Source organism: Empedobacter sp. UBA5528 (genome assembly GCF_002426075.1).
GTDB lineage: Bacteria > Bacteroidota > Bacteroidia > Flavobacteriales > Weeksellaceae > Empedobacter > Empedobacter falsenii_B.
Genome location: NZ_DINY01000009.1, coordinates 1 through 25696, shown reverse-complemented (window position 1 = coordinate 25696; position 25696 = coordinate 1). Strand labels below are relative to the sequence as shown.

Here is a 25696-nt window from a genome sequence, read left to right as displayed (position 1 = left end):
AACTTTCGTTAGGATATCCAGCAATTCTATCATCATAATTTCTATAGCTACCAAAGAAATTTGTGATATATATTTTGTCAACTTCTTTTGGAATAAAATCAGTTTCAAAAGTTGAATTTAAAAGATAGTTTTCAATTTGTTGTTTATTAAAAATAGAATCTGTTTCTAAATTTTCGATTTCAAATTTTCCATTTCTATTTAAATAGCCGCTTATTTCTATTTGATGAAGTTTGTATTTATTATAAGTTGAATCCTCAAGCGGAATAAATTTTAAGTTAGATAGTTTACTAATACTTTCTGCTATTTTTTCATTAGTAAGAGAGTTTTTGACATCTATTATATATTTATATGGATATTCATAATTTGAAATTTTACTCTTTATAGGTTCAATATTTTTTATTGCAGGATAAATAGAATCAAAATCAATATTAGACTTGATTATTTCACCTTTGTCTAAATCAAAAAGTGTTACCTTTTTTCTGTTATCTATAAGGTAAATAATATCATTTTTATTGAAGATGAAATTTTTAGTTAAAAAAATATCTTTCTCTGATAAAGATTTGTTGTACTCTTTGTAGGTAGAAGTATAGTTTTCGAACAAATTTCTATTTTCGGCTTCATAAAATAGTCTGCATTTCTCTTTGTTTTTATCACAATTGGTAAACTCTTCAGAGGAATAAGTTTTAGCTATTTTTCCATCAATATAATAAGTCACATTTCTTTCCTCTAAATCTTTGCTGTTTATATAATTTGTAAAATAGATTATTTTTCTCCCATCATTACTTATTGCAAGGAAGAAAGGAAAATTTTCATTTAAATCAAATGATCTATTTAGTTTATAATATACCTTATTTTGTCTCAAGCTATCACGTTCTCGATTAAAAAATATAATTGATTCACCTTTCAAATTAGGTATAAAATTATCATATGAAATAGATTTTAATTTATATATCCCATTAGAAGAGTAGGTTTCTGAAATTGGAGAAAAGCCAGACCATTGAGAAAAAATGGTAATATAACCTAAAATAAATAGTATGAAGAATATGTAATATTTTATCATTGATTTTATTTGTGTAATTGATATTAAAACTATGAATAAAATTTATCTTTGTGAAAATAATTATTCATCCTCATTCAAAACCTTTATTGAAAAACTGACAATATATTTTATTGGCATAACGTTTGACTTATTTATACTCGCTTTTCTAAATGCTTTAGACAAGATTCAAATCTTAATAATGTTGTTATTATGAAAGGCTTTCGTCAGTTAAAAATAGTTTTACTGACACTTTGAACGTATAAAAAAATTATGAACATAGACAATTTGTCATTAGCACAAGTAATGGAAGAAGAAATCGAATTAATTCCTTTGATGAGTAAAGACGAAGAAAGTAAGCTAAATAAGCAAGATATTTCTTCGGTATTGCCTATTTTATCGTTAAGAAACACTGTCTTATTTCCGGGTGTGGTTGCGCCAATTACCGCGGGTAGAGATAAATCTATACAACTTTTAACACAAGCTTACAAAGAAGATCGCATTATTGGAGTGCTTTCGCAGAAAGAAATTGCTGTGGAAGATCCTACACAAGACGATTTGTATACAGTTGGTACAGTTGCGAAAATCATGCGAATGATAAAATTGCCAGATGGAAACATTACGGTGATTTTACAAGGGATGAAACGCTTCAAAGTTAAAGAATTTGTATCAAATGATCCTTATTTCAAGGCTGAAGTAGAAATTTTGACAGAAAAAGTTCCGACATCACGCAACAAAGAATATCCAATTATTATTGAATCAATTCGTGATTTAGCTTTTCAGATTGTAGAAGAAAATCCAATGTTGCCTTCGGAAGCTGCAGGAGCTATAAAAAGTATCGAAAGTAATACATTTCTAATCAACTTTGTAGCGTCTAATTTGACGTTAAGTTTAGATGAAAAACAGTTGTTATTAGAAATTTCTGATATGAAACTTCGCGCAATGGAAGTGATGCGTTTTATGAATGTTGAGCTTCAGAAATTGGAATTAAAGAATACGATTCAGAATAAAGTTCGCAAAGAATTAGATCAACAACAAAAAGAATATTTCTTAAATCAACAAATCAAATCGATTCAAGAAGAATTAGGAGGGAATTCGACAGAAGAAGAAATTAATGAAATGCGCAAACGTGCTTTAACGAAAAGTTGGAGCGAAGATGTAGCAAATCATTTTGATAAAGAAATCAACCGTCTTTCTCGTCTAAATCCGCAAATGCCAGAACATAATATTCAGCGTAATTACCTTGAATTTATGTTGGATTTACCTTGGAATACCTTGACAAAAGATAACTTTGATATCAAGAATGCAAAGAAAATTTTAGATCATGATCATTATGGTTTAGAAGATGTGAAAGAACGCATTTTGGAGCATCTTGCTGTGTTGAAATTGAAAGGAGATATGCGTTCGCCAATTCTTTGTTTGTATGGACCTCCGGGTGTTGGTAAAACATCGTTGGGGAAATCTATTTCAGAAGCGATTGGGCGCAAATATGTACGTATGTCGTTGGGTGGTTTACACGATGAATCTGAGATTCGTGGTCATCGTAAAACCTATATTGGAGCGATGCCAGGAAGAATTTTACAGTCAATCAAAAAATCTGAATCGTCGAATCCGGTTTTTGTTTTAGATGAGATTGATAAAATGTCGGCTAGTGCGCATGGAGATCCTTCATCAGCAATGTTAGAGGTTTTAGATCCAGAGCAAAATTCAACTTTTTATGATAATTTCTTAGAAATTGGCTACGATTTATCGAAAGTATTTTTCATTGCGACAGCTAATAATATTGGAGATATTCCAAGTCCGTTACGCGATCGTATGGAGATGATTAATATTGCAGGTTATACAATCGAGGAAAAATCTGAAATCGTAAAACGTCACCTTTTACCAAAACAACTAACAGAACATGGCTTGAAAGAGAAAGATGTTGTGTTAGGAAAAAAAGAAATCGAATATTTAATAACAGGTTATACGCGTGAATCTGGTGTTCGTAAATTGAATCAGAAAGTTGCGAAATTAGTTCGTTCAGCTGCAAAACATATTGCGTTGGAAGAAGAATTTAATACTAAATATTCAATCGAAGATATTTCTAAAATTTTAGGACCTTCTATTACACCAGATCAATATGAGAATAATGAGGTTCCTGGAGTTGTAGTAGGTTTAGCTTGGACAAGTGTTGGTGGAGATATTTTATTTATCGAATCTATTTTATCGAAAGCGAAAAATGGTGGACTTTCTATTACAGGAAATTTAGGAACTGTGATGAAGGAATCTGCAACAATTGCATTAGAATACATCAAATCGCATGCGGATGAATTGGGAATTAAACCAGAAGTTTTCGAGAATTATAAAGTTCATATTCACGTTCCAGAAGGAGCAACGCCAAAAGATGGACCATCTGCCGGAATTACAATGTTGACGTCTTTGGTTTCGTCTTTTACACAACGAAAAGTAAAAGCAAAATTAGCAATGACAGGTGAGATCACGCTTCGTGGAAAAGTGTTGCCAGTTGGCGGAATTAAAGAGAAAATTTTAGCGGCAAAACGTGCAAATATCAAAGAAATTATTTTGTGCGAAGATAACCGAAAAGATATTGAAGAAATTAAAGCAGAATACGTAAAAGGAATGACTTTTCATTTTGTAAAAGAAATGAAAGAAGTTTTGGATATTGCTTTAACGAATCAAAAAGTAAAAGGAGCAAAGGTTTTGGATTAATCTATAAATCTTTTTAGAACATATAAAAAGGAACTCAATTTAGAGTTCCTTTTTTGTTTATTATAGAATACTAATATCTTCTAAATTTGGATTTTTAGATTTAATTAAATTAATTTTCCATTCCCGTTTCCAATTTTTCAATTGCTTTTCTCTTAACATATCTTGACTAATTGAAGTAAAATCTTCAAAATAAATTAATGATTTTACATTGTATTTTTGAGTGAAAGCTGAACCAATTCCTTCTTTATGAGCTTCTATTCTTTTAATTAAATTGTTGGTAACTCCAATATAAAAAACAGTTCGATATTTGTTTGTAAGTATATAAACATAATATATTTTCAGAATTCCTTATATGATATGTTCCTGAAACGAATTCAGGATGACTTAGTTAGATAAACTAATTTAAGGATTATTAATGATAATGTAGAGAAAAAATGTCAAGCTGAATTTATTTCAGCTTCGCATCAAGAAAAAAGGAACTCAATTAGAGTTCCTTTTTTAGTTTGTATATAAATCTATAACCAAACAAATTTTTTAGCTTTTTCACTTTCTGGATCAAACCATTCATCACTTATTTCTTTATAAATTGTTTTTCCATTTTTATCTATTTTGATTTGAATCAAATCTCCTATTGGTGCTCCATGTAAATATCTTAATCGACCTAAAGAATCGAATTTTATTTTTCCATTTTGAAGTAATTTATTATATTTCGGAAAAAGAGAAATATTATCTTTTGTTAATCTAATTTGATTCATAACAAGTTTTTAGTCTTAGTTTATCTTATAAGCAATTCCCCAAAAAACTGGCATATTGAAAGGACCACTGTATTTTCCGTAACCAGGAATAACCAAAGGATCAATTCCTTGATCTTTTTTACCTCCAATATAAGCTGCAGGATGCAAGGCTAACTCACCATAAAAATTCTTGAAAATCTCTACACGTCCACCAACCACAGCTTCTATCCAATAACTGCTTACATTCGCTTTTGGCAAACTTCCTGTTCCTGTAATCTCATTCGATTGTAAATCTCTAATCGGATAACTATTGATGGTTTGCGAATATTTAGAATACGCAATTCGTCCACCAATGTAAATTCCGTTCGATTGATTTTCTATATCTTGCGTTATAAACCAGTTTGCACCAAGTTTTGCAAAAACGCCGTCAACATCAACATTCCAATTGATTTCATTGAAATTATTTTTCTCGAAACCAGCTTCTACAGCGGCATGCCACTTATTATTGATTTGATAAGAAGCATAAGCGCTAACTCCTTTTTTATCGTTGAAAGCAGAAACAATTGGATTGAAAATATCTACACCGATAAAAATATCGTGGTATTTTTTTTGGGGAATAGAATCTGTAACCGAAACTTTTGTTGAATCAGTTTTATTTTCTTGACCAAATGCAAAATTAATTGCGCTCGTCAGCAAAAAGCTTAATAATAGTTGTCGAACCATCTTTAATTTCAGTATTTACAGTTTCTATTTTCTTTATCCAATTTCCAGCTCCATTTCCAGTTTTTGTTACCAATTTTACATCAACTCCTTTAAAAGTTAATCCAAAACCACAAGCTTTAGAAGTATAGCCATTTCCAAGCGTATCGTATTTTAAAATCAATCGATCACGTTTTGCAGGAATTGTTCTGATGACTTTACCCGTTATAGAATCTTTTACATCTATATCTGGACCTTGCGCTATAGTATAGTAAATCTCTTTTTTACTATTTTGACGCAAAGTAATTCCGAAACTTGTTTTCCCTAAAGCAGAATTTTTTTCGATTAAGACAGTATCTTTACTCGTTCCTGTAGCTTCTCTAATTCCTTTCGTAATCGAATCATTATAAACATACGCCCAATAATAAATAGAATCTTCCAAAGGAACATTAGTTCCATCATAATACATATCAGCAACCATGCGTGGAACATCACCTTCGTCGGTACAAATATCATCATCTTCACAACTATAAAATGCTAAAGAAATTATAGAAGCAAAAATTGAGTAGGCTAGAAAACGTTGAATATTTTTCATTTTTTTTTTGATTGAATTTTAAATTCGCTCTAAAAGTACAATATTTTCTACATGATGTGTTTGTGGAAACATATCAACTGGTTGAACTTTAACAATTTTATATTGATCTTTCATCAATTCTAAATCGCGCGCTTGTGTAGCAGAGTTACACGAAACATAAACAACACGTTTAGGATTCATAAACAAAATATTTTCAACCACTTTTTTATGCATTCCATCACGTGGAGGATCAGTAATAATTACATCTGGAATTCCGTGTTCGTTAATGAAATCTTGATTCAATACATCTTTCATATCACCACAATAGAAATCACAATTATCAATTCCATTAAATTTTGCTGCCGCTTTTGCTGCATCAATTGCTTCTTGAACAGATTCTACACCAACTACTTTTTTCGCTTTTTTCGAAACGAATTGCGCAATTGTTCCAGTTCCAGTATATAAATCGTATACTAATTCATCTCCAGTTAAACCTGCAAAATCACGTGTTAATTTATATAATTCGTAAGCTTGTTCTGGATTTGTTTGATAGAAAGATTTTGGACCAATTTTGAAGTTCAAATCTTCCATCTTTTCCATAATATGATCATCTCCAGCAAAAACTTCGATATCTAAATCATAAACAGAATCGTTTTGTTTTGGATTGATTGCATACAATAAAGATGTGATTTCAGGGAATTTATCTTTCAAGTTTTGTAAGAAAGCTTCACGATTTTCTTTCTCTTCTCGGAAGAATTGAACCAAAACCATTACTTGTCCATTCTGAGAAGTACGAATCATTAATGTTCTTAATAAACCTTCTTGATTTTTTAAATCGAAGAAATCTAAATGATGCTCTAATGCAAAACGTTTTGCTTCGACACGAATCGCATTAGAAGGATCACGTTGCAAGTGACATTTTGTAACATCCAAAACTTTAGACCAAGCACCAGGAATATGGAATCCAACTACGTCACGGTCGTCAAATTCTTTCCCAGACTGAATTTCTTCTAACGTTAACCAACGTGCATTAGAAAAAGTAAACTCTAATTTATTACGGTAAAAATATTGTTCTTTAGAACCTAAAATTGGAACAATTTCAGCATCTAAATCTTTGAAACCTCCGATACGAACCAAATTGTTAACCACTTCGTCATGCTTAAATTTTAATTGCGCATCATAGCTCATATCTTGCCATTTACAACCACCGCAAACACCAAAATGCTCACATTCTGGCTGAACGCGATAAGGAGATTTTGTGTGAATTTCGATTGCTTGTCCTTCTAAATAGCTGCTTTTTTTCTTCAAAACGTGTACATCTACAACGTCTCCTGGAATTGCGCCTTTTATCAGAACCGTTTTTCCTTCCTCTGTTTTACCAACCGATACACCTTTTGCACCAGCACGTAAAACTTCTATATTATTTAATATGATTTTTTGTTTCGCTTTTCTTGACATTTTGCAAAGGTAAGCAAGTCCCCGAAATATTCAATTTTTTATCTTTTTTTGGAATCAATCTTTGTATTTTAAATAAAATTTTTACTTTTACAACATAAAATCTATCGGTTTTATAGATTATTATTATATTGAATAAACTTATTTAGGATAATTTTCTTTAAATTGTTTGAAAAATAGGTTTGTTATTTAAACTATTCTATTAATTATATTTATTTAGAAAAATAATATAATTTTGAACTCAGAAATGTAACATGAAAAATGAAAAAAATAGTATTTAATATGTCAATGTATATGTGTCGCTCTTTACAAGAGGTGGAATATGTTGTGATGTATTAATTACGAAAATAATAGTTCATGAACTCCTCTAAAATTTTGAGGAGTTTTTTATTGTCAAAAAATAAGTTAGAAAGTTAGAAAGAATGTCAAGTCAAGAAAAAAATTATTTAAATCAATTAGAAGACGAAGCAATCTACATTCTGAGAGAAACAGCTGCTCAATTTGAGCGTCCAGCATTGTTATTTTCAGGAGGAAAAGATTCGATTGTTTTGATTCATTTAGCTTTGAAAGCCTTTCGTCCAGGGAAATTTCCTTTTCCTTTAGTACACGTAGATACAGGACACAATTTTCCTGAAGCGATAAAATTTAGAGATTATTTGGTTGATAAAATCGGTGAAAAATTGATTGTAGCCTCTGTAGAAAATGCTATAAAAAAATATAATCTGAAAGAAACTTCTGGCCGTTTTCCTTCTCGTAATGCCTTACAAACGTATGCGTTATTAGATGTGATTGAAGAAAATGAATTTGATGCATGTATTGGAGGAGCTCGTCGCGATGAAGAAAAAGCACGTGCAAAAGAGCGTATTTTCTCAGTTCGTGATGATTTTGGCCAATGGGACCCGAAACTTCAACGTCCTGAATTGTGGAATATTTTGAACGGAAGAATTGAAAAAGGACATAATGTTCGTGTTTTTCCGATTAGCAATTGGACAGAATTAGATGTTTGGAATTATATCAAACAAAATAACATCGAATTGCCAAATTTATACTTTGCTCACGAGCGTGAATGTATTGTTTACAATGATAAATTAATAGCGACTTCAGATTTTATTCAGCCAAATGCAGACGATGAAGTTGTGGTAGAAAAAGTACGATACAGAACGGTTGGTGATATGACGTGTACAGCGGCTGTACCTTCAGATTCTTCTACGATTGAAGATATTATTATTGATATTATCAATACAAGAATTAGCGAAAGAGGACAAACTCGTTTGGATGATCAATTGTCAGAATCGGCGATGGAAGAACGTAAAAAACAAGGTTATTTCTAAGTCAAAATTTTTTTAAACAAAACTCTATAATATCTATAGGAATTAAGTAAAATGAATGCATTAAAATTTATAACAGCAGGAAACGTAGACGATGGTAAAAGTACTTTAATAGGGCGTTTACTTTACGATTCGAATAGTATTCACACCGATCAATTGGGTGTTTTAGAAAAACGTAAATCAAATGAAGACGACGAAATTGATTTGTCTTTGATTACAGATGGTTTACGTGCCGAGCGCGAACAAGGAATTACAATAGACGTAGCGTACAAATATTTTTCGACTGCAAAACGAAAATTTATTATTGCAGATGCGCCTGGACATGAGCAATACACGCGAAATATGATTACAGGAGCTTCAAATTCAGAGTTGATTATTATTTTGGTTGATGCACGTAAAGGAATCACTTCTCAAACAAAACGTCATGCAAGTATTGGATCGTTAATGGGAATTAAAAAAGCAATTATCGCCATTAATAAAATTGATTTGGTTGATTATTCACAAGATATTTTCGAAAAGATAAAAAATAATTTTCAACAAATTCAAGATCAATTGAATTATGATGAAGTAACTTTTATTCCAGTTTCTGCTTTGGTTGGCGATAATATTGTCGAAAAATCTGCAAAAACGCCTTGGTACAATGGAGAAACATTATTGCATCAATTGGAAACAATTTCGATTGAAACAGATAAAAATTTAGCAGCTCGTTTTCAGGTTCAATGGGTAATTCGTCCAAAAGATGAAGAGCATCACGATTATAGAGGTTATGCGGGGCAAATTTTGAGTGGAGCCTACAAAGTTGGGGATTCTATTAAAGTTTATCCATCAAATATCGAATCAAAAATTGTTAAAATAGAACGTCATTTGGAAGAAGTACAACATGCTGAAGCAGGAGAAAATGTTGTGATTCATCTCGAAAATAATATAGATATCAGTAGAGGAGACACAATTGTAAAAACTTCCGAAGAACCGCAAACTACAAATGTGCTAAAAGCGTGGATTTGTTGGTTAGACAATAATGCATTACAACAAGGAAAAACGTATGTGTTGCAACATCGTTTTCATTCGGTTCGTGCAAAAATCAAAACAATCGATCAACAATGGGATATTAATAATTGGGAATTTATTCCATCTGAAGAAATCAAGTTAAATGATATTGGACAAGTTGTTTTAAAAACAAATCAACCTTTATTTTTTGATTCTTTCAAAGAAAATATTCATACAGGAAATGCCATTTTGATTGACGAAACAACGAAAAATACAGTCGCTGCTTTGATGTTTATTGATTAAAACATCAATTAAATCTTATCAATCAACTTATTTATTACAAACATGCAAACAACAATAGGAAAAGTAATTTTGGCTGGCGCTGGTCATGGAGATCCAGAATTGGTGACGCTCAAAACATTAAATTATATCAAAAAAAGCAGATGTTATTTTGACAGATCGCTTGGTTTCTCCAGTGTTAATAGACGAATATGCGTCAAAAGATGCGTTGGTTATTTATGTCGGAAAACAATGTTCGAAAGGCATTCATACGCCTCAAAAAGATATTAACGATATGATGATTGAGTTTGTAATGCAAGGAAAATTAGTGGTTCGATTGAAAGGAGGTGATGCTTCACTTTTCTCTAATATTTTGGACGAATTAGAAACCTTGAAAAAAAATCATGTTCCGTACGAAATAATTCCAGGTATTTCGGCTGCTTTTGGTGCTGCAGCTTACACGAGAATTCCATTGACAGCGCGAAATCATTCGAAAGGAGTTCGCATGTTGACGTTGTGCGATTTGAAATCTATTGAACACAAACAATGGAAAGATTGGGCAAAAACGTCTGATACATTGGTTTTTTATATGAGTGTACAGCGTTTGCAAACTTTAGCTGATCAGTTGATTTTGAATGGAATTGATACCGAAAAAGGTTTAGCAGTTATTCAACAAGCGACAACTCCAGATCAGAAAACGCAAGTTTTTTATTTTTGAAAATATTGTAGAAAAACATTTACCAACCTTTGATTTTGTACCAACTTTAATTATCGTTGGTCATGTTGTTAATTTGCATCAATCATTCGCTTGGTTAGATGAACAACCAACTTCCAACTCATATTTTGATAACCATAAAACAACAATTTCTTATGCTAGCTAACGAAAAATTGAACTTAGTAAAAAGTTTAGTCAAAGAATTATCACGTGACGAAATTATTTGGACAAATGGTTATTTGGCTGGATTAGTTGCAAATCAAACACAAGAAGTACCTCAAGAACAAAAAGTTTTAACCTCAATCAAACCTACAATAATCTATGGAACTGAAACAGGAAATGCGAAGAAATTAGCTAATCAATTGCTTGGAATTTTTAAGATGAATAAAATTCAAGCCAAAGCGATTGAAGCGTTTCAATATCCACTCGAAAAAATTGAAAAGGAAGAATTCTTAATTCAAATTTTTAGTACGCAAGGAGATGGAGATTTACCTCAAAATGCGCAAAAATTCTATGATAATTTGAGTAACTCTGATCTAAAATTAAATCAAACTAAGTTTGCTGTTTTTGGTTTGGGCGATACTTCTTATCCGTTTTTCTGTAAATCAGGAGAAGAAATTGATGAATTATTTGGAAAACTAGGCGCACAACGCGTTTTCGATTTGGTAAAAGTAGATTTAGATTATCAAGAAATTGCCGAAAATTGGTTTGCGGATATTTTAAAAACTATTCAATCAGAAGGAAATTCAACGGTTGTACAATCTCAAAAATTGCAAAATTCTTCAACGCAGAAAAAATCGTACGAAGGAATTATAAAAGATGAAATCGTTTTGAATGATAGAGATTCAAACAATGAAACGTATCATATCGAAATAGCAGTTGATGAGCAAGTAGATTACGAACCAGGTGATGCTTTGGGTGTTTATCCAAAAAATAATCAAACCGAAATTTTAACGATTGCAAAATTTTTCAATGAAGAAAATCGCGCAAAAGAACTTGAAGAAAAAAATATTAGAGCACTTTCTAAAAAATCAATCGATCAATTTGCAACAATTTTAAATGTAGAAATTCTTGAAACTAAGATTGATTTAATTGATTTATTATCAAAATATTATTCGTCAGAATCTACAATGAAATTTGATGATATTTTAAATCTTTTGCATCCAATTGCACCACGTTTATATTCGATTTCATCATCGAATGAAGCATATGATAATGAAATTCATTTAACGGTTAGTCTGAATACTTTTTCAGTTTCTGATCAACAAAAAACTGGATTATGTTCTCAGTTTTTAGCAGATTTTGAGCATGATAAATCCATAGAATTTTACATTCATAAAAATAAAAATTTCAAACTTCCAGATGAAAATCAATCGGTAATTATGATTGGTCCGGGAACAGGAATTGCACCTTTTCGTAGTTTTTTGACACATCGTGATGCAATTGGCGCAGAAGGTAAAAACTGGTTGTTTTTTGGTGAACAACATTTTGTTTCGGATTTCTATTATCAAACTGAAATTCAGGAATGGCTTTCAACAGGAGTTTTAAGCAAATTAGATACAGCTTTTTTGAGAGATCAAAAACATAAAATTTATGTGCAAGATCGAGTGAAAGAACGAGGAAAAGAACTTTAAAATAGGTTAAACGAAAGTGCGTATTTGTATGTCTGCGGTCAAAAAGACGGAATGAGTACAGATGTAGAAAGTGCTTTGATCGAATTAATAGCAAAAGAATCAAATCAAGATGAGGTTTCAGCGAAAAATTTTCTGGAACAATTGGAAGAAGAAGGTCGCTACCAAAAAGATGTTTACTAATCAACCAATAACTAATAAAATGAGTATAGAAAAACAATCTCCTATAGAAGGAATTAAAATAAAAAGTGACGGACTTCGCGGTACGTTAAAAGAAAGTATAGAGCTAGATAATCACACTGGAAATGTACGTGCAGATGACGAAGCTTTGGTGAAATTTCACGGAATGTATGTGCAAGATGATCGCGATAGACGAGAAGAACGCGCAGAAAAAAAGTTAGACAAATTGTATTCGTTTATGATTCGTTTGCGTATTCCGGGTGGAATTATTGACGCTGATAAATGGTTGGCAATTCACGAAACTTCTGAACAATATGGAACAGGCGTTTTAAAAATTACAACGCGTCAAACCATTCAATTGCACGGAATTTTGAAACATCAATTGCGTCCAACTTTACAATCGTTTGACCAAGCAACGTTAGATTCTATCGCAGCTTGTGGCGATGTAAACCGAAATGTAATTGCGAGTTCTCATCCGTTGCTTTCGCCAATTCATGCTCAAATTCATGCATATGCAGATAAATTATCAAAACATTTGTTGCCTAAAACACAAGCTTATTATGAGATTTTTGTGGATAATGAAAAGATTTACGAACGCGAAACAGAGAAAGATGATTTGTATGAAGACCGCTATTTACCTCGAAAATTTAAAATTGCAATTGCTATTCCGCCAACTAATGATGTAGATGTTTTTGCAAATGATTTGGGACTGATTGCGATTATCGAAAATAATGAATTGAAAGGTTTCAATATCGCTGTTGGTGGAGGTTTGTCAACAACTCACGGAAATCCAAATACATATTCGCGTTTATCAACCGAAATTGGTTTTGTTGATTCTGAAGAAAAAGTGTTGAAAGTTGCTTATGAAGTATTGACAATTCAGCGTGATTTTGGGAATCGTGGCGATCGAAAATTAGCGAGACTAAAGTATACAGTTGATAAATTAACGGTTGATGGTTTCAAGTCTGAATTAGAAAAACGTGTTAGTTTTAAATTAGAGCCTTCTCAGCCTTATCAATTTACGGAGCGTTCTGATATTTATGATTGGCGACAAGTGAATAACAGAATGTGGTATTACACTTTATTTGTGGAGAATGGAGTTGTACAGTCTAATCAGAAAGCATTTTTACATGAATTGGCTTTATTAAATATCAATAATTTTATTTTTATAGCGAATCAAAATTTATTGTTAGGTGAGATTTCAATTGAAAATAAAGCTATAGTTGAACAGCTTTTAGAAAAGTATTCTATTCACAAAGATATTAGTGAACTTAGAAAAAATTCGATGGCATGCGTGGCTTTACAAACTTGTCCATTGGCTTTAGCAGAAGCGCAACGTTATTTGCCAGAATTGGTGAATAAAATAGAGCCTTTGCTAGAAAAACATCAACTTCAAAATGATGATATTTCTATTTGTATGACGGGCTGTCCAAATGGTTGCGGTCGTTCGTATGTTTCGGAAATTGGTTTTGTAGGGACTTCTGCTGGACATTATAATTTGAGGTTGGGTGGAGATCGATATGGTGTTCGTTTGAATAAAATTTATAAAGAAAAAGTCAATGAGACTGAGATTTTGAATGAGCTAGATCAAGTTTTCGAAAGTTATACAAATGAAAAAATAGACAATGAAACATTCGGAGATTTTACCTATCGAAAATATTTTTCGGTTAATTAGTTAAATCCCTTTAAGAACAATGAAAAATAATTTATTCCCGATATTTTTAAAAACAGAACATTTGCGCTTCCTGATTGTTGGCGGAGGAAATGTAGGATTAGAAAAGGTTACGACGCTAATCAAACAAAATCCTTCGATCAATTTGAAAGTTGTAGCAAAGGATTTTAAACAAGAATTGAAAGATATTTTTGCTCAACATTCAACAATTAAACACGAAACTCATGCGTTCGAATCGAGTGATTTGGAGGATGTAGATTTAGTGATTGTTGCAACCGATAACAAAGAAACTTCGCAAGAAGTGAAGCAAAAAGCAAATGAAAAAGGAATTTTGGTTAATGCAGCTGATCAGCCAGATTTGTGCGATTTTTATTTAGGTTCGATTGTGAATAAAGGTCATCTTAAAATTGCGATTTCTACAAATGGACAATCTCCTATAATGGCAAAACGTTTGAGAGAGTATTTTTCTGATGTTATTCCAGATTCAATTGATGAAAACATTGAAAGTTTAAATAAAATCAGAAACAATCACAAAGGAGATTTTAATCAAAAACTAACTGATTTGAATCATTTAACGTCTTCATTCGAAGGGAAAAAATCGACAAAAAAATACAAACGTTTAGTAACCGAAATTACCTTGGTATTCTTCGCATTATTCTTAGGATATGCTTTGTCATCAATCGTCAGTTTTTCGGAAGCGAAAGATTTTGTGATTCACATTCCAAATGTTTTTTACATTATGTTGGCTGTTGGCTTTTTCGCTCAAATGGTAGACGGAGCAGTTGGCTTGGGATATGGTGTAACGTGTTCCACAAGCATGATGTTGTTTGGTGTCAATCTGCCCTCGATAAGTGGTAGTATTCATACTGCCGAAATGTTTTCGAGCGGAATTAGTGGTTTTTCGCATTATAGATTTGGAAATGTAAACAAAAAATTATTATTGGCATTGGCTATTCCAGGTGTTATTGGAGCAGTTTCGGGATCATTATTATTGGTTTATTTGGGAAACAAATATGAAACAATTACTTACGGAATTTTAGCTTCGTATACGTTGATCATCGGAATTCGATTAATTATTTTAGCATTCAGAAAAAAAATCGAACGCAAAAAAGTAAAACGGGTTGGATTTTTAGGATTTGCTGGAGGTTTTTTAGATGCTTTTGGTGGTGGAGGTTGGGGACCTGTCGTGACATCAACTTTATTAGCAAAAGGAAAAAAATCAAACTTAGTAGTAGGAACAGTTAGTTTAGCCGAGTTTTTTGTGACACTTTCTGCATCGTTGACTTTTTTTGCAGCTTTGGGCGTAAGTCATGGTTTTATCATTGCAGGTTTAATAATTGGAGGAGCTTTAGCAGCGCCAATTGCTACGAAATTAGCAGGCAAAATACCTCAGAAAGTTGCTATTTTGGCTGTAGCTTTTTTAGTGATCACATTTAGTATTCGAATTCTTTTTAAAATTTTCTAAATTTTATATATCATTTCTAACAATCAAAACACTCTTCATCTCGCATGTTGAGTGTTTTTTATTGTTCATTATTTAAGACATATTTAGTTAAAATATATTTTGTGACAGGTTTCAATGTTTTACCATTTTCGGAATGTAAACCATAATTGGTAAAAAATTCTACTTCACCATTTTACTTTGTATACCAAACTTTATCAAGTGCATTTTTAAAATTTAAAGTATCAGGTTTTGTGATTTTCTTCAATTGAAAAACAGCTTCGTTATATGGAACAGCATTCATTTGTGGCGAAGTTTTTTCGCATTCTATTTCTTCATAATGATTTTCTTTCCAAACCATACAAGACGAATTTTGATTCATTGAATTAAGAAATAATCCTCCGCTAGCCAAAATCATAGCAATACCACTTCCAGCAATTACTTTATTTCGTTGAAGTTTTATTTTCTGAAAGAAATTATTCTTTTTTGATGGAAGATTAATTATTGATTCTTCTTCAGAAATATTATTATCTATTATTGGTTCTACGGATGCGATTTCTTCTACATTAACTTCTTTTTCTTCATTTTTTTGTCTGCTGATTTTTTTGATTAAAATCTCCAAAACTTTCATAACCGATATAATGAGCAAGAATGTTTAATAAATCAGGACTTATTTCCTTCTTTAAATTATTTTCTTTCACGAAATCATCAAAATATCTTGAAAAAAGATTTGCTTGTTATAGGATAATTATAATCATCTGAAATTACTTTTTCTAAATGCACAGACATTCCATTTTTACTTCAACTCCCAAATTCATTTTTTGCTTTCTCAAAAACTTTTTCGAATAGATATTTTTTCGTAGACATTTCATTTTTAATTCTTTTACAAAGTAGACAAATTTTGGACAAAATAAATTACGGTTTACCGTAAAACAAGCTGTCCAATAATTGTCCAAAACTTGTCTATTGTTTGTTTAACAGCGACTTTGTGTTCTGTATTTACTTTGCAATAGAAATCAAAACAAAAACAAAAAACTTGATTTCTGAAAACGTAGTCTCGAAAATAGTTGAGGTGATTTGAAGGGAAGCATTTTTCCTGAATTGTTCTCAAGACTACAAAAAACTTCCTACTAAAGAAGCGCTTCTTTTTTCTCGTGTACACTACTCGCAATCTGTTTTGTGAGGAAGAGCACCTATATCAAAAAATTAAAAATTTAAGCTATGTTAGAATTATTATTCGCTTTATTGGGATTCTTTTTACCAAATCAAAATGCAAACACAATTTCACAAGATCAACATCCAGTTGTACAAACTTCATCAGATAGTATAGACGGTGATACAAATGGAGAAAAAGGGGATGTTCCTGTGAAAAAATAAATCATCAACGGATAGAGTAATCTATCCGTTTTTTGTTTAGCTTTAGGTTGTAAATATGGAGATTTGAGAAAAATTTTATTTTTTTATTTTATACTTTTTATTATTTCATGTCAACAGTCTAAAAACAAAGAGATTGAGCAGGATAATTTAGATAATAAAGCTTATGATAAAGCATGGAAGTTTTATGAAAAACAAGAGAATGATAGTGCTTATGTTTATTTTAATAAAGCATATTCAGAATTTATAAAACTGAATAACAAACATCAAGCATCAAAATGTTTGATAAATATGGCTTTTATTTCTAAAGATCAAGGAGATTGGTTTGGAAGCCAAGAATTAATTATTTCTTCGGTAAAATTATTAAACCCTAAAATAAGTGAAGAAAAAGAAACACTTTCTAGTGCATATAATATTTTAGGGCAAACTTCTCATGATTTAGGAAATTTTAATGATGCTATAGATTATTATCAAAAAGCAATTGATTTTTCTAAAGAAAAAGATGTTTATATTATCAATCAAAATAACATTGCAAATAGTTATCGTTACGATAAGCAGTATGATGAAGCGATAAAGATTTACCAAGAATTACTAAAAGATAAGAATACAATTGAAAATCCAAAAGAATATGCGCGAATTACTGATAATTTAGCATATACCAAATGGTTAAAAGACAATAAGTCCAATGTTATAAATGAATTAAATAAAGCGTTAAATATTAGATTAAAGGAAAATGATTTGTGGGGACAAAATGCAAGTTATGCGCATTTAACAGATTATTTTTCAAATTTAGATTATAAAAAAGCCTTGGACTATGCTTATAAAAGAAAACAAATTGCTTTCGAAAATAAGAGTGCGGGCGATAAATTAGAAGTTTATCAACAACTTATTTTATTAGACAATCCTACAAATGCAAAACAATATTTTGAAGCTTATCAAAAGCTAAACGATAGTATTCAGTTAGAACGTAACAGAGCGAAAAATCAATTTGCGTTGGTGCGTTATGATTCGGAGAAAAATCGTGCAGATTTTTTGAATGCTGAAGCAGAGAATGAAAAGAAGAAAAATGATATTTTAAAACTTTACATTCTAATCGGTTTATTGATCGTTTTGTTTGTTTTTGGATATTTTTTGTACAGAAAAAGAAAGCAAAAATTAGAGCAAGAGAAAGTTTTGTTGCAACAAGAAAAGGTTTTGGAAGTCAAAAAAACAGAACTGAAATATTCTAAAAAAGTACACGATAAAGTGGCGAACGGAATTTATCATGTGATGTCTGATATTGAGAATAAATCAGAATTTAATCGTGATCAAATTTTAGATAAATTGGAGGTGGTTTATGAAATTTCGCGCGATATTTCCTATGATAGGATTGATGAAAATCAACAAGAAAATTTTGCAGAAAAATTAGCACAATTGATAAGTTCTTATGATTCGGAACAAGTCAAAATATATTTGATTGGAAATGAAAAAGAACTTTGGAGAAACGTAAAAGATTATGCTAAAACAGAGGTTTTCTTAGTGATGCAAGAATTGTTGACGAACATGAAAAAACATAGCGAAGCTTCACGAGTTATACTAAATTTTAAAGAAGAAAACCAACAAATTATTATCAATTATTCAGATAATGGAATTGGGATTTCGGACTTAAAACCTAAAAATGGTTTGCAAAATACGGTTTCACGTATTTCTAATCTAAACGGAGATGTTATTTTTGAAACTGAAAATGTGAATGGTCTAAAAATTAAGATCATATTTCCAATTCAATAACCTAAATAAAAAGTATGTTTAAAAAAGTATTAATTGCAGAAGATTTTGAGAGTTTTAATATTTCGATTCAGAAAGTTTTAAAAGATTTACATGTAGAAAATCCTGATTATGCTTTTTATTGTGATGATGCATTCTTGAAAGTGAAAAAAGCATTGCACGACAATCAACCTTATGATTTATTGATTTCTGATTTGTCTTTTGAAGAAGATCATCGCGAGCAAAACTTGAAAAGTGGACGAGATTTAATTGAAGCTGTAAAAGCAATTCAGCCAAATTTGAAAGTGATTGTTTTTTCGGTAGAAAAGAAAGCGGATATGGTGGATAATCTTTTCAAGGAATACCATATAGATGGGTTTGTGGCGAAAGGAAGAGAAGATTCGAAAGAGTTGAAAAAAGCGATACAAACTGTTTTTGCGGGCGGAATGCATTTGGAATTGGACATGAAACGTAGTATCAAACAAAAAAATACGTATGAAATAACTTCGTATGATGTTACGTTAGTTTCTTTGCTTTCGAATGGAATTTTACTAAAAGATATTTCAAATCACTTAAAACAAAATAATATCAAACCTGCAAGTCTAAGTAGTGTAGAAAAGAGATTGGGCTCATTAAAAGAGTCGCTACAAATTACAAGTAATCATCAATTGGTTGCGTTTTTCAAAGATTTGGGAAGTATTTAACCCAAATCTTTACACCATTTATCTACAAAAATCTGTTGCAATTGCTCAATTTCTTTTTCGTAAATCGTATTTTTTCGTGAACCAAAATAGAGTGTATTTTCCAACGGTTTTTCACCTTGCCAAACCAATTTTATTTTACCAGAATTTAGTGCTTCTTGACATAAAAAGTCGGGAACAATAGAAAAGCCATTTCCATCGCTCAAACAACGAATAATAGAACTGATATTTGGGACAATATAATTTGGTTTGAAATCTGGATGTTCTTTAAAATTTTCTTTCCAAAAATGTTGCTCCGCAGCAGCTAATTTTTGAATCGGTTCTAAAATAAAATTATACAAAATTTTTCCTTTTTCAGTCGGAACCATTTTTCGCGCCGATCAATCAAATAATTTGTAGCCCGTATAGGCTTCTAACGAATTGAGATGTAAGCTAAAACCAGGTTGTGAAATAAATAATTGTTGCGCAGCAGCAGATAAAGTCCCAGTTTCATAAATTGCTTTAAATGTTCTGAACCATTCAAGATTTGATTGCTTAACTTCTAAATTTTAATTTTCATCATAAGGTAAATCGTCAGGATCTACATCAATATAATCGGGGTTTGGTAAGGTCGAAAGTCGATACGCTTTTATTGTTTTCAAATCCAATAAATTTGCTTTTACAACACGATGCATTCCGTCCATCAATTTTCCATAAGGACAAACAATAATTTGCTGTGATTTAGAAAATTATAATTAAAACAAAACCCTCCATTTTTAGGAGGGTTTTAAATTTTATTCTGCAAGAAGTTTTTTTATATCTTCTTTTAAAAATTCTATTTCAGGATGATATTTTCCAGCTAGAGAAGGTTCTTTTCCTTCAGGATCTTTGTAATTCAGTCCCGAATAAAACAGTATTGGAACACCCATTTTATCATATCGACTTCTGATATTTCCTTGTTTATCAACCAATGCAAGTTTTCCGCTGTGATTTAGACCTTCGGCAGTTGTTTCGTCTTTTCCAACATAAATATTGAATTTATCCGAAAGTTGCTCAATTTCTTCTCGATCCGAAGTCAAATAATGCCAATTCGGTGATTTTACACCAATTTGTTTTGCATATTCTAACAATCGTGCAGGTGTATCTCGTTTTGGATCAATTGTAATCGAAATAAAACCAAGGTTTGCTTCATTTATTTCATCTTCTATTGTGCGTAAATTGTTACTCATTACTGGACAAATCGTTGGACAACTTGTAAAGAAAAATTCTACAACGTACACTTTTCCTAACATATCACGATTTGTAATCGTTTGATTATTTTGATTCGTCATCGAAAATTCCGGAACTTTCATTACCATGTAAAGTTCATCTTTAGGCTTATTTTTTAACCAAAAAACAGTTCCTATAACGCCTAAAATAATAACAATAACGGCTATTAATTGTTTATTCATGGATATGTTTTTCAGGATTTTTTAGAAACTCTTCTTTGCACATTGTCGAACAAAAACCATACGTTTTTCCTTGGTAATTAGCTGTGTCACTCAAATGATCTGCAGTTTTCATTCCGCAAATTGGATCAACTTCGTTCACAACCGCAATATCCAATTTAGTTACAGCTTTCATTTCTTCGTGAGAAACATGCTTTACTTCAAAATTCTCTTGTTTTGTTTGCTCTTTATTACAAGAAAATAATGCAAACCCTAATACTATTAAAGAGAATATATTTTTTAAATTTTTCATTTTAAATTGTTTATTTGTTTTTAATTAATTGTTATCTGATTCTATAGTTTAGATTTATTAAAGAAAAATTAAACAATTGGAGGATGAAAAACTAAACGAATAATATAGTTAGAATTAATATCTTGATAATGATCAGTTGATAATTTATTTTTTTGCGTAAAATACTTTTTTGGAGAAATAATTTGTTTTTGAGGAACAATCGCATCTAAAATTTTGACCGAATTTTTGACAAAATGATTTTCTGGCTGATTCTTTTCACTTTTCGAAATTTCTTCTTTCAAATAGCAAAAACCATTACAAAGTAATTCGGGTTTTTCTCGATTTTCACAAAGTTCATTTGCGATTTCTTCATAATTTAAAACATAATCTATCATCGGCATTAAAGGACGAAATGCGATAGAAAATATGAGTGATATGAAAAATAGTATGCGCAAAAAACTAATTTATTGACAAATTTAACCAAATTGATTGAGGTTGAATATGATAAAATTTATGATTTTAAAAGAAAGATTTATCATAATCTTCACTTTTATGTTCTGTAAAATTTTTACCTTAAAAAAGATTTTACAATCTATAAATATTTATGAAAAAAAGTAAGATTTTAGATTTTACAACAACCGAAGAACTAATGCATTTTTTGGTCGAAAATCAAGAAGAAAATCCTCTCTATAAAAATGTGATAAAGAAGTTTGAATATGAAAATGAGTTACTAAAACTGCAATCAGAGTTAGTAAATCTTCAAAATTGGATTTCGACAGAAAAGAAAAAAGTTGCAATCATTTTCGAAGGACGAGATGCTTCAGGAAAAGGAGGTACAATTCGCCGTTTTCGCGAGCATCTTAATCCGCGTTCTATGCGTGTTGTTGCATTGAATAAACCTACAGAAGTCGAACAAAATCAGTGGTATTTTAATCGTTATATCAAAGAGTTACCAAATGCTGGTGAAATTGTTTTTTTTGACAGAAGTTGGTACAACAGAGCAGTTGTAGAGCCAGTTATGGGATTTTGTACCGAGCAACAATATGAGCAATTTATGGTGCAAGTTTCAGAATTTGAACATATGTTGTACGAATCAGGGACATATATTGTCAAATTGTGGTTTTCTGTGACTAAAGAGGAGCAGCAAACACGTTTTGATTCGAGGTTAAATAATCCGCTTAAAAAGTGGAAATATAGTCCAGTCGATGCAAAAGGACAAGAGCTTTGGGATGAATTTTCGCATTATATCAATCAAATGTTTACGCGCACGCACAACTCTTTTTCGCCTTGGATTATTGTCAACGCAAATGATAAAAATACGGCAAGATTAGAATCTATTCGTTATGTGCTTTCTTTGTTTAATTATAAAGGAAAAGAGGATGCCGAAGTAAATTTAATGGTAGATCCAAATGTGATTGAACGTTATTATCGAATGGTAAAAGAATTGAATCATTAATTTTAAATTGTAAGAAAATGGAGCTAAAACCGAAAGATTTAAAATTAATCGAAACCAAAAAAGGTCTTGTTGGACTTTTACAATCTGATCATGGAAAGTTGAATTTTGCGAAAGCCTTGCGTACTGTAAAATATGAAAATAGGATAGAGCAATTACAAGAAGAATTGATAAAATTACAAACTTGGGTAGCCGAAAATAAACGAAAAGTTGTGATTGTTTTTGAAGGTCGAGATGCAGCTGGGAAAGGAGGTGCAATTCGTCGAATTGTAGAACATCTAAATCCTCGTGAACATAGAATTATAGCACTGCCAAAGCCTAATGAAGTAGAACGAGGACAATGGTATTTTCAACGTTATGTTCGTCAGTTACCACGTGCAGGAGAAATTGTTTTTTTTGATAGAAGTTGGTACAATAGAGCTGTTGTAGAGCCTGTAAATGGGTTTTGTACACAAGAGGAATATGAAACTTTTATGAACGAGGTAAATGATGTCGAGAAAATGTGGATTAATTCGGGAATATATTTGATTAAAATTTATTTTTCGATTACAAAAGAACAACAAGCGAAACGTTTTGCAGATATTGTAAATTCACCAACCAAACGATGGAAGTATAGCTCTGTAGATCAAAAAGCGCAAGATTTGTTTGATGTTTATTCAGCTTATAAAGATGTAATGTTTACGAAAACAAATACAGATTTTGCTCCTTGGAAAATCATTGATGCCAACAAAAAGTACAAGGCTAGAGTAGAGGCGATGGAATATATTTTGTCTAAAATACCTTATGATGATAAAAATAAACGTATTTTGAAACATCAAAACTTAGAAGAAGAAAATTAATTATCAAACCTAAAACTATGGCTGAATTTGATTTAAATGATTTAGAAAAAATAAATAATAAGCAAGAAATCATTGATTTTTTGGTTAGACATGATATTATAAAAGAAAAGAAGTTCAAAGAACAACTCGCTTATGAGAAAGAATTAAAAGAACTTCAAGAAAAATTGTTAGAAATACAATCTAAAGTTATTCAAGAGAATAAACGTGTGTTAATTATTTTTGAAGGTCGTGATGCAGCTGGAAAAGGAGGAACAATTTCGAGAATAACAGAATTTCTAAACCCTAAAAAATATCGTGTTGAAGCATTACCAAAGCCGACTGAAATAGAACAAGGACAATGGTATTTTCAAAGATATTTTAAGAAATTACCTAATGCAGGTGAAATTGTTTTTTTCGACCGTTCATGGTATAATAGAGCAGTAGTAGAACCTATTTTTGGATTTTGTACAGAAGAGCAATACAATAAGTTCATGAAGCAAGTTAATGAAGTAGAGAATTTATTAGTAGAGGATGGCATTGAAATTATTAAATTTTATTTATCAATTTCTAAAGAAGAACAAGCAGAAAGGCTAGAGGAACGTAGAGTAGATCCTTTAAAACAATGGAAATTAGGAAGCCTAGATAAACAAGCTCAAGATAAATGGGACGATTATACAAAGTATATTCATTTATTATTTGAAAAAACTGCAACCAAAGAGAATCCTTGGATTGAGATTAAAACAGATAGTAAAAAAGAAGCCCGTCTAGCAATGATGAGGTATTTGTTATGTAATGTAAAAGATTTTGATCCGAAAGGAATAATCGCAAATGATGAAGTAATAATTAAATACGAATAATTATGTTTAAAATTTTAGCTCGATTTAATACAGTGATAGAAGCTGATATTATAAAATTATTATTAGAAACGGAAGGGATAGAAAGTACCGTTTTAGATGAGAACCTTTCTTATACAATTGGATCAACCTTTTCGCAAGGTATTCGTTTGCAAGTGAAGGAAGAAGATTACGAAAAAGCATTAAAAATACTAAACGAAAGTCAAGATTTTTCAGATAATGATTTGCATTGTTGATAAAAATAATTAATTTTGCATCCGCATTGCTCAACCTCTGGCGAAAGACGTGTAAGTTGGTCAATCTAAATAAATTCGATTATTACAATGGAAAATTTAGTAAAATACGTACAAGAGAAATACGTAGCTAAAAAAGAGTTCCCAGCTTTCGCAGCAGGTGATACTATTACAGTTTATCAAGAAATTACAGAGGGTGGAAAAACTCGTGTTCAGTTCTTTAAAGGGGTTGTTATCCAAAGAAGAGGACAAGGAACTACAGAAACTTTCACAATCCGTAAAATGTCTGGAGATGTTGGTGTAGAGCGTATCTTCCCAGTTAACATGCCAGCGTTACAAAAAATTGAAGTAAACAAAAAAGGTAAAGTTCGTAGAGCTCGTATCTTCTACTTCAGAGCATTACGTGGTAAAAAAGCTCGTATCAAAGACGCTGCTTACTAAAAACTGCTTTTTTAGGAAAAATATAAAATCCGTTCGATTATCGAACGGATTTTTTTTGGCTGATTTTGAAAGTTTAATATAAAATATTAAATTTTACCATTTCTTAACATTCTATTAAGAGTTGAAAAAATAGTTTAATATTTTATTGAAACAAGTAATCCCTAAAATTATTCTATATATTCTTTTATTACTTGGTTTATTTTTGTATTTGAATTGTAGAGTAATTCTTAAGTGTTTTTTTTAATACTTTTATTGTTAACAATTTTAACACAAGAGATGAGAAAAAAACAATTTAGAATTTTTAGTCTTCTTTTTGTTCTTGGATCGTTTGCTTATGCTCAAACTACAGGTCATGTAAAAGATTCTGATGGTTTTCCAGAAGCAGATGTAGAGGTAAAAATAAAAGGGACTGATAAGGCAGCTTACACAGATGAAAATGGNNGTAACTGGATATTCTACACAACGTAAGGAAGAGGTAACCGCTGCAGTTTCTGTTGTAAATGCAAAAGACTTAATGGATGCTAAATCTCCGAACATTACCAATTTATTACAAGGTAAAGTTGCAGGTCTTAGAATTACAAGTAGCTCTGGACAACCAGGTTCAACGGCTTCATTACGTTTAAGAGGAAAAACAAGTATTTCTGCAGGAACAGATGCTTTATGGGTAGTTGATGGAGTGATTTATCATGGAACACCAAATATTAATCCAAATGATGTTGAAACAATTTCTGTATTAAAAGATGCTGCTGCAACTGCGCAATATGGTTCTCGTGGAGCGAATGGAGTAGTAGTTGTAACAACTAAAAGAGCCAGAGGAAATGGATTGGTTGTAAATGCAGATTATTCTACAAGTTATAATCGTTTCAATCCAGGGAAATTCGAAGTAATGAACGGAAATGAATTATATAATTTGTTTCTGTCGTACTTCATGACTTCGT

Annotated in this window: 28 protein-coding genes and 1 pseudogene; 17 read left to right on the top strand and 12 right to left on the bottom strand. The window is 31.1% G+C overall.

Annotated elements, in window-relative coordinates; translation table 11 throughout:
- The coding region (locus B4L98_RS02795; protein ID WP_291077489.1) for a hypothetical protein at window positions 1-1060 on the bottom strand (1060 nt) is incomplete at its 3' end.
- A gap of 249 nt (window positions 1061-1309) precedes the next feature.
- Between B4L98_RS02795 and lon the strand changes: the two genes are divergently transcribed.
- Complete coding sequence (lon, locus tag B4L98_RS02790) at window positions 1310-3748, top strand: endopeptidase La (RefSeq protein ID WP_280049909.1); 2439 nt, start codon at window positions 1310-1312, stop codon at window positions 3746-3748.
- A 60-nt stretch (window positions 3749-3808) separates the two neighbouring features.
- Here lon and B4L98_RS02785 read toward each other — a convergent pair whose 3' ends face one another.
- The 5 genes from B4L98_RS02785 to rlmD form a co-directional block, all read right to left on the bottom strand.
- The gene (locus B4L98_RS02785) at window positions 3809-4069 is read right to left on the bottom strand and encodes a GIY-YIG nuclease family protein (RefSeq protein WP_312067505.1); all 261 of its coding nucleotides are present in this window, start codon (window positions 4067-4069) and stop codon (window positions 3809-3811) included.
- A gap of 194 nt (window positions 4070-4263) precedes the next feature.
- Window positions 4264-4503, bottom strand: a complete 240-nt coding sequence (locus tag B4L98_RS02780) for a hypothetical protein (RefSeq protein WP_286496285.1) — start codon at window positions 4501-4503, stop codon at window positions 4264-4266.
- Between the two features lie 15 nt (window positions 4504-4518).
- Window positions 4519-5205, bottom strand: coding sequence for a DUF6048 family protein (locus tag B4L98_RS02775; protein WP_286496284.1), 687 nt, complete (start codon window positions 5203-5205; stop codon window positions 4519-4521).
- Entirely contained in the window at window positions 5159-5776 is a 618-nt protein-coding gene (locus B4L98_RS02770) for a DUF6452 family protein (RefSeq protein ID WP_221856671.1), read from the bottom strand. Before B4L98_RS02770 ends, B4L98_RS02775 begins: the two co-directional genes overlap by 47 nt.
- 18 nt (window positions 5777-5794) lie before the next feature.
- On the bottom strand, window positions 5795-7213 hold the full coding sequence (gene rlmD, locus B4L98_RS02765; protein ID WP_221856669.1) for a 23S rRNA (uracil(1939)-C(5))-methyltransferase RlmD: 1419 nt from the start codon (window positions 7211-7213) through the stop codon (window positions 5795-5797).
- A 419-nt stretch (window positions 7214-7632) separates the two neighbouring features.
- Between rlmD and cysD the strand changes: the two genes are divergently transcribed.
- The 7 genes from cysD to B4L98_RS02730 all read left to right on the top strand — a co-directional run bounded on the left by cysD (window position 7633) and on the right by B4L98_RS02730 (window position 15467).
- Complete coding sequence (cysD, locus tag B4L98_RS02760) at window positions 7633-8541, top strand: sulfate adenylyltransferase subunit CysD (protein WP_219035044.1); 909 nt, start codon at window positions 7633-7635, stop codon at window positions 8539-8541.
- Window positions 8542-8592: 51 nt separating this feature from the next.
- On the top strand, window positions 8593-9828 hold the full coding sequence (locus B4L98_RS02755) for a sulfate adenylyltransferase subunit 1 (protein ID WP_219035045.1): 1236 nt from the start codon (window positions 8593-8595) through the stop codon (window positions 9826-9828).
- A 148-nt stretch (window positions 9829-9976) separates the two neighbouring features.
- Window positions 9977-10522 carry a uroporphyrinogen-III C-methyltransferase gene (locus tag B4L98_RS02750; RefSeq protein WP_260509644.1) on the top strand — a complete coding sequence of 182 codons (546 nt, stop codon included), beginning with the start codon at window positions 9977-9979 and terminating at the stop codon, window positions 10520-10522.
- A gap of 152 nt (window positions 10523-10674) precedes the next feature.
- Window positions 10675-12153, top strand: coding sequence for a diflavin oxidoreductase (locus B4L98_RS02745; protein ID WP_291046685.1), 1479 nt, complete (start codon window positions 10675-10677; stop codon window positions 12151-12153).
- A 51-nt stretch (window positions 12154-12204) separates the two neighbouring features.
- Window positions 12205-12333 carry a hypothetical protein gene (locus tag B4L98_RS02740; RefSeq protein ID WP_291046682.1) on the top strand — a complete coding sequence of 43 codons (129 nt, stop codon included), beginning with the start codon at window positions 12205-12207 and terminating at the stop codon, window positions 12331-12333.
- A gap of 19 nt (window positions 12334-12352) precedes the next feature.
- Entirely contained in the window at window positions 12353-14005 is a 1653-nt protein-coding gene (locus B4L98_RS02735) for an NADPH-dependent assimilatory sulfite reductase hemoprotein subunit (RefSeq protein ID WP_286496281.1), read from the top strand.
- Between the two features lie 19 nt (window positions 14006-14024).
- A complete protein-coding gene (locus tag B4L98_RS02730) occupies window positions 14025-15467 on the top strand; it encodes a TSUP family transporter (protein ID WP_291072482.1) in 1443 nt (480 codons plus the stop codon).
- Window positions 15468-15639: 172 nt separating this feature from the next.
- On the opposite strand, the gene B4L98_RS02725 is transcribed toward B4L98_RS02730, so the two are convergent.
- Window positions 15640-16074 (bottom strand): hypothetical protein, encoded by a 435-nt coding sequence (locus tag B4L98_RS02725; RefSeq protein ID WP_291072346.1) that lies wholly within the window; start codon window positions 16072-16074, stop codon window positions 15640-15642.
- 590 nt (window positions 16075-16664) lie between these two features.
- On the opposite strand from B4L98_RS02725, the gene B4L98_RS02720 reads away from it, so the two are divergent.
- The 3 genes from B4L98_RS02720 (at window position 16665) to B4L98_RS02710 (ending at window position 19264) form a co-directional block, all read left to right on the top strand.
- Window positions 16665-16820, top strand: coding sequence for a hypothetical protein (locus tag B4L98_RS02720; RefSeq protein WP_291046670.1), 156 nt, complete (start codon window positions 16665-16667; stop codon window positions 16818-16820).
- Window positions 16821-16883: 63 nt separating this feature from the next.
- Entirely contained in the window at window positions 16884-18584 is a 1701-nt protein-coding gene (locus tag B4L98_RS02715) for a tetratricopeptide repeat-containing sensor histidine kinase (protein WP_291050833.1), read from the top strand.
- Between the two features lie 14 nt (window positions 18585-18598).
- Window positions 18599-19264, top strand: coding sequence for a response regulator (locus B4L98_RS02710; RefSeq protein WP_221856653.1), 666 nt, complete (start codon window positions 18599-18601; stop codon window positions 19262-19264).
- On the opposite strand, the pseudogene B4L98_RS02705 reads toward B4L98_RS02710, so the two are convergent.
- From B4L98_RS02705 to B4L98_RS02685, 5 genes and pseudogenes are all read right to left on the bottom strand, one after another.
- Window positions 19261-19794 (bottom strand): annotated as a pseudogene (locus B4L98_RS02705) (LysR family transcriptional regulator); the annotation flags it as partial. The gene B4L98_RS02710 and the pseudogene B4L98_RS02705 overlap by 4 nt on opposite strands.
- Window positions 19795-19809: 15 nt before the next feature.
- The gene (locus B4L98_RS02700; protein ID WP_257468223.1) at window positions 19810-19944 is read right to left on the bottom strand and encodes a hypothetical protein; all 135 of its coding nucleotides are present in this window, start codon (window positions 19942-19944) and stop codon (window positions 19810-19812) included.
- A gap of 90 nt (window positions 19945-20034) precedes the next feature.
- Window positions 20035-20691: an SCO family protein gene (locus B4L98_RS02695; RefSeq protein WP_038332309.1), complete on the bottom strand. Its 657-nt coding sequence runs from the start codon at window positions 20689-20691 to the stop codon at window positions 20035-20037.
- Entirely contained in the window at window positions 20684-20980 is a 297-nt protein-coding gene (locus B4L98_RS02690) for a YHS domain-containing protein (RefSeq protein WP_038332307.1), read from the bottom strand. The genes B4L98_RS02695 and B4L98_RS02690 overlap by 8 nt, the downstream gene beginning before the upstream one ends.
- 68 nt (window positions 20981-21048) lie before the next feature.
- On the bottom strand, window positions 21049-21354 hold the full coding sequence (locus B4L98_RS02685) for a hypothetical protein (RefSeq protein WP_125348816.1): 306 nt from the start codon (window positions 21352-21354) through the stop codon (window positions 21049-21051).
- A 254-nt stretch (window positions 21355-21608) separates the two neighbouring features.
- Here B4L98_RS02685 and ppk2 (B4L98_RS02680) point away from each other — a divergent pair, with 254 nt between their 5' ends.
- From ppk2 (B4L98_RS02680) to B4L98_RS02655, 6 genes are all read left to right on the top strand, one after another.
- On the top strand, window positions 21609-22415 hold the full coding sequence (gene ppk2, locus B4L98_RS02680; protein ID WP_312150877.1) for a polyphosphate kinase 2: 807 nt from the start codon (window positions 21609-21611) through the stop codon (window positions 22413-22415).
- A 17-nt stretch (window positions 22416-22432) separates the two neighbouring features.
- The gene (gene ppk2, locus B4L98_RS02675) at window positions 22433-23251 is read left to right on the top strand and encodes a polyphosphate kinase 2 (protein ID WP_125348818.1); all 819 of its coding nucleotides are present in this window, start codon (window positions 22433-22435) and stop codon (window positions 23249-23251) included.
- Between the two features lie 17 nt (window positions 23252-23268).
- Entirely contained in the window at window positions 23269-24087 is an 819-nt protein-coding gene (gene ppk2, locus B4L98_RS02670; RefSeq protein WP_291077487.1) for a polyphosphate kinase 2, read from the top strand.
- Window positions 24088-24089: 2 nt separating this feature from the next.
- On the top strand, window positions 24090-24320 hold the full coding sequence (locus B4L98_RS02665) for a DUF2007 domain-containing protein (RefSeq protein ID WP_291077485.1): 231 nt from the start codon (window positions 24090-24092) through the stop codon (window positions 24318-24320).
- A gap of 87 nt (window positions 24321-24407) precedes the next feature.
- Window positions 24408-24758, top strand: a complete 351-nt coding sequence (gene rplS / locus B4L98_RS02660) for a 50S ribosomal protein L19 (RefSeq protein WP_019975296.1) — start codon at window positions 24408-24410, stop codon at window positions 24756-24758.
- 430 nt (window positions 24759-25188) lie between these two features.
- On the top strand, window positions 25189-25696 hold a 508-nt coding region (locus B4L98_RS02655), incomplete at its 3' end, for a TonB-dependent receptor plug domain-containing protein (RefSeq protein ID WP_422653352.1).

Coding starts and splice junctions, on each gene's coding strand:
- lon (WP_280049909.1), top strand. CDS start 1,310: ATGAACATAGACAATTTGTCATTAGCACAAGTAATGGAAGAAGAAATC.
- B4L98_RS02780 (WP_286496285.1), bottom strand. CDS start 4,503: ATGAATCAAATTAGATTAACAAAAGATAATATTTCTCTTTTTCCGAAA.
- B4L98_RS02775 (WP_286496284.1), bottom strand. CDS start 5,205: ATGGTTCGACAACTATTATTAAGCTTTTTGCTGACGAGCGCAATTAAT.
- B4L98_RS02770 (WP_221856671.1), bottom strand. CDS start 5,776: ATGAAAAATATTCAACGTTTTCTAGCCTACTCAATTTTTGCTTCTATA.
- rlmD (WP_221856669.1), bottom strand. CDS start 7,213: ATGTCAAGAAAAGCGAAACAAAAAATCATATTAAATAATATAGAAGTT.
- cysD (WP_219035044.1), top strand. CDS start 7,633: ATGTCAAGTCAAGAAAAAAATTATTTAAATCAATTAGAAGACGAAGCA.
- B4L98_RS02755 (WP_219035045.1), top strand. CDS start 8,593: ATGAATGCATTAAAATTTATAACAGCAGGAAACGTAGACGATGGTAAA.
- B4L98_RS02745 (WP_291046685.1), top strand. CDS start 10,675: ATGCTAGCTAACGAAAAATTGAACTTAGTAAAAAGTTTAGTCAAAGAA.
- B4L98_RS02740 (WP_291046682.1), top strand. CDS start 12,205: ATGAGTACAGATGTAGAAAGTGCTTTGATCGAATTAATAGCAAAAGAA.
- B4L98_RS02735 (WP_286496281.1), top strand. CDS start 12,353: ATGAGTATAGAAAAACAATCTCCTATAGAAGGAATTAAAATAAAAAGT.
- B4L98_RS02730 (WP_291072482.1), top strand. CDS start 14,025: ATGAAAAATAATTTATTCCCGATATTTTTAAAAACAGAACATTTGCGC.
- B4L98_RS02725 (WP_291072346.1), bottom strand. CDS start 16,074: ATGAAAGTTTTGGAGATTTTAATCAAAAAAATCAGCAGACAAAAAAAT.
- B4L98_RS02720 (WP_291046670.1), top strand. CDS start 16,665: ATGTTAGAATTATTATTCGCTTTATTGGGATTCTTTTTACCAAATCAA.
- B4L98_RS02710 (WP_221856653.1), top strand. CDS start 18,599: ATGTTTAAAAAAGTATTAATTGCAGAAGATTTTGAGAGTTTTAATATT.
- B4L98_RS02700 (WP_257468223.1), bottom strand. CDS start 19,944: ATGGACGGAATGCATCGTGTTGTAAAAGCAAATTTATTGGATTTGAAA.
- B4L98_RS02695 (WP_038332309.1), bottom strand. CDS start 20,691: ATGAATAAACAATTAATAGCCGTTATTGTTATTATTTTAGGCGTTATA.
- B4L98_RS02690 (WP_038332307.1), bottom strand. CDS start 20,980: ATGAAAAATTTAAAAAATATATTCTCTTTAATAGTATTAGGGTTTGCA.
- B4L98_RS02685 (WP_125348816.1), bottom strand. CDS start 21,354: ATGATAGATTATGTTTTAAATTATGAAGAAATCGCAAATGAACTTTGT.
- ppk2 (WP_312150877.1), top strand. CDS start 21,609: ATGCATTTTTTGGTCGAAAATCAAGAAGAAAATCCTCTCTATAAAAAT.
- ppk2 (WP_125348818.1), top strand. CDS start 22,433: ATGGAGCTAAAACCGAAAGATTTAAAATTAATCGAAACCAAAAAAGGT.
- ppk2 (WP_291077487.1), top strand. CDS start 23,269: ATGGCTGAATTTGATTTAAATGATTTAGAAAAAATAAATAATAAGCAA.
- B4L98_RS02665 (WP_291077485.1), top strand. CDS start 24,090: ATGTTTAAAATTTTAGCTCGATTTAATACAGTGATAGAAGCTGATATT.
- rplS (WP_019975296.1), top strand. CDS start 24,408: ATGGAAAATTTAGTAAAATACGTACAAGAGAAATACGTAGCTAAAAAA.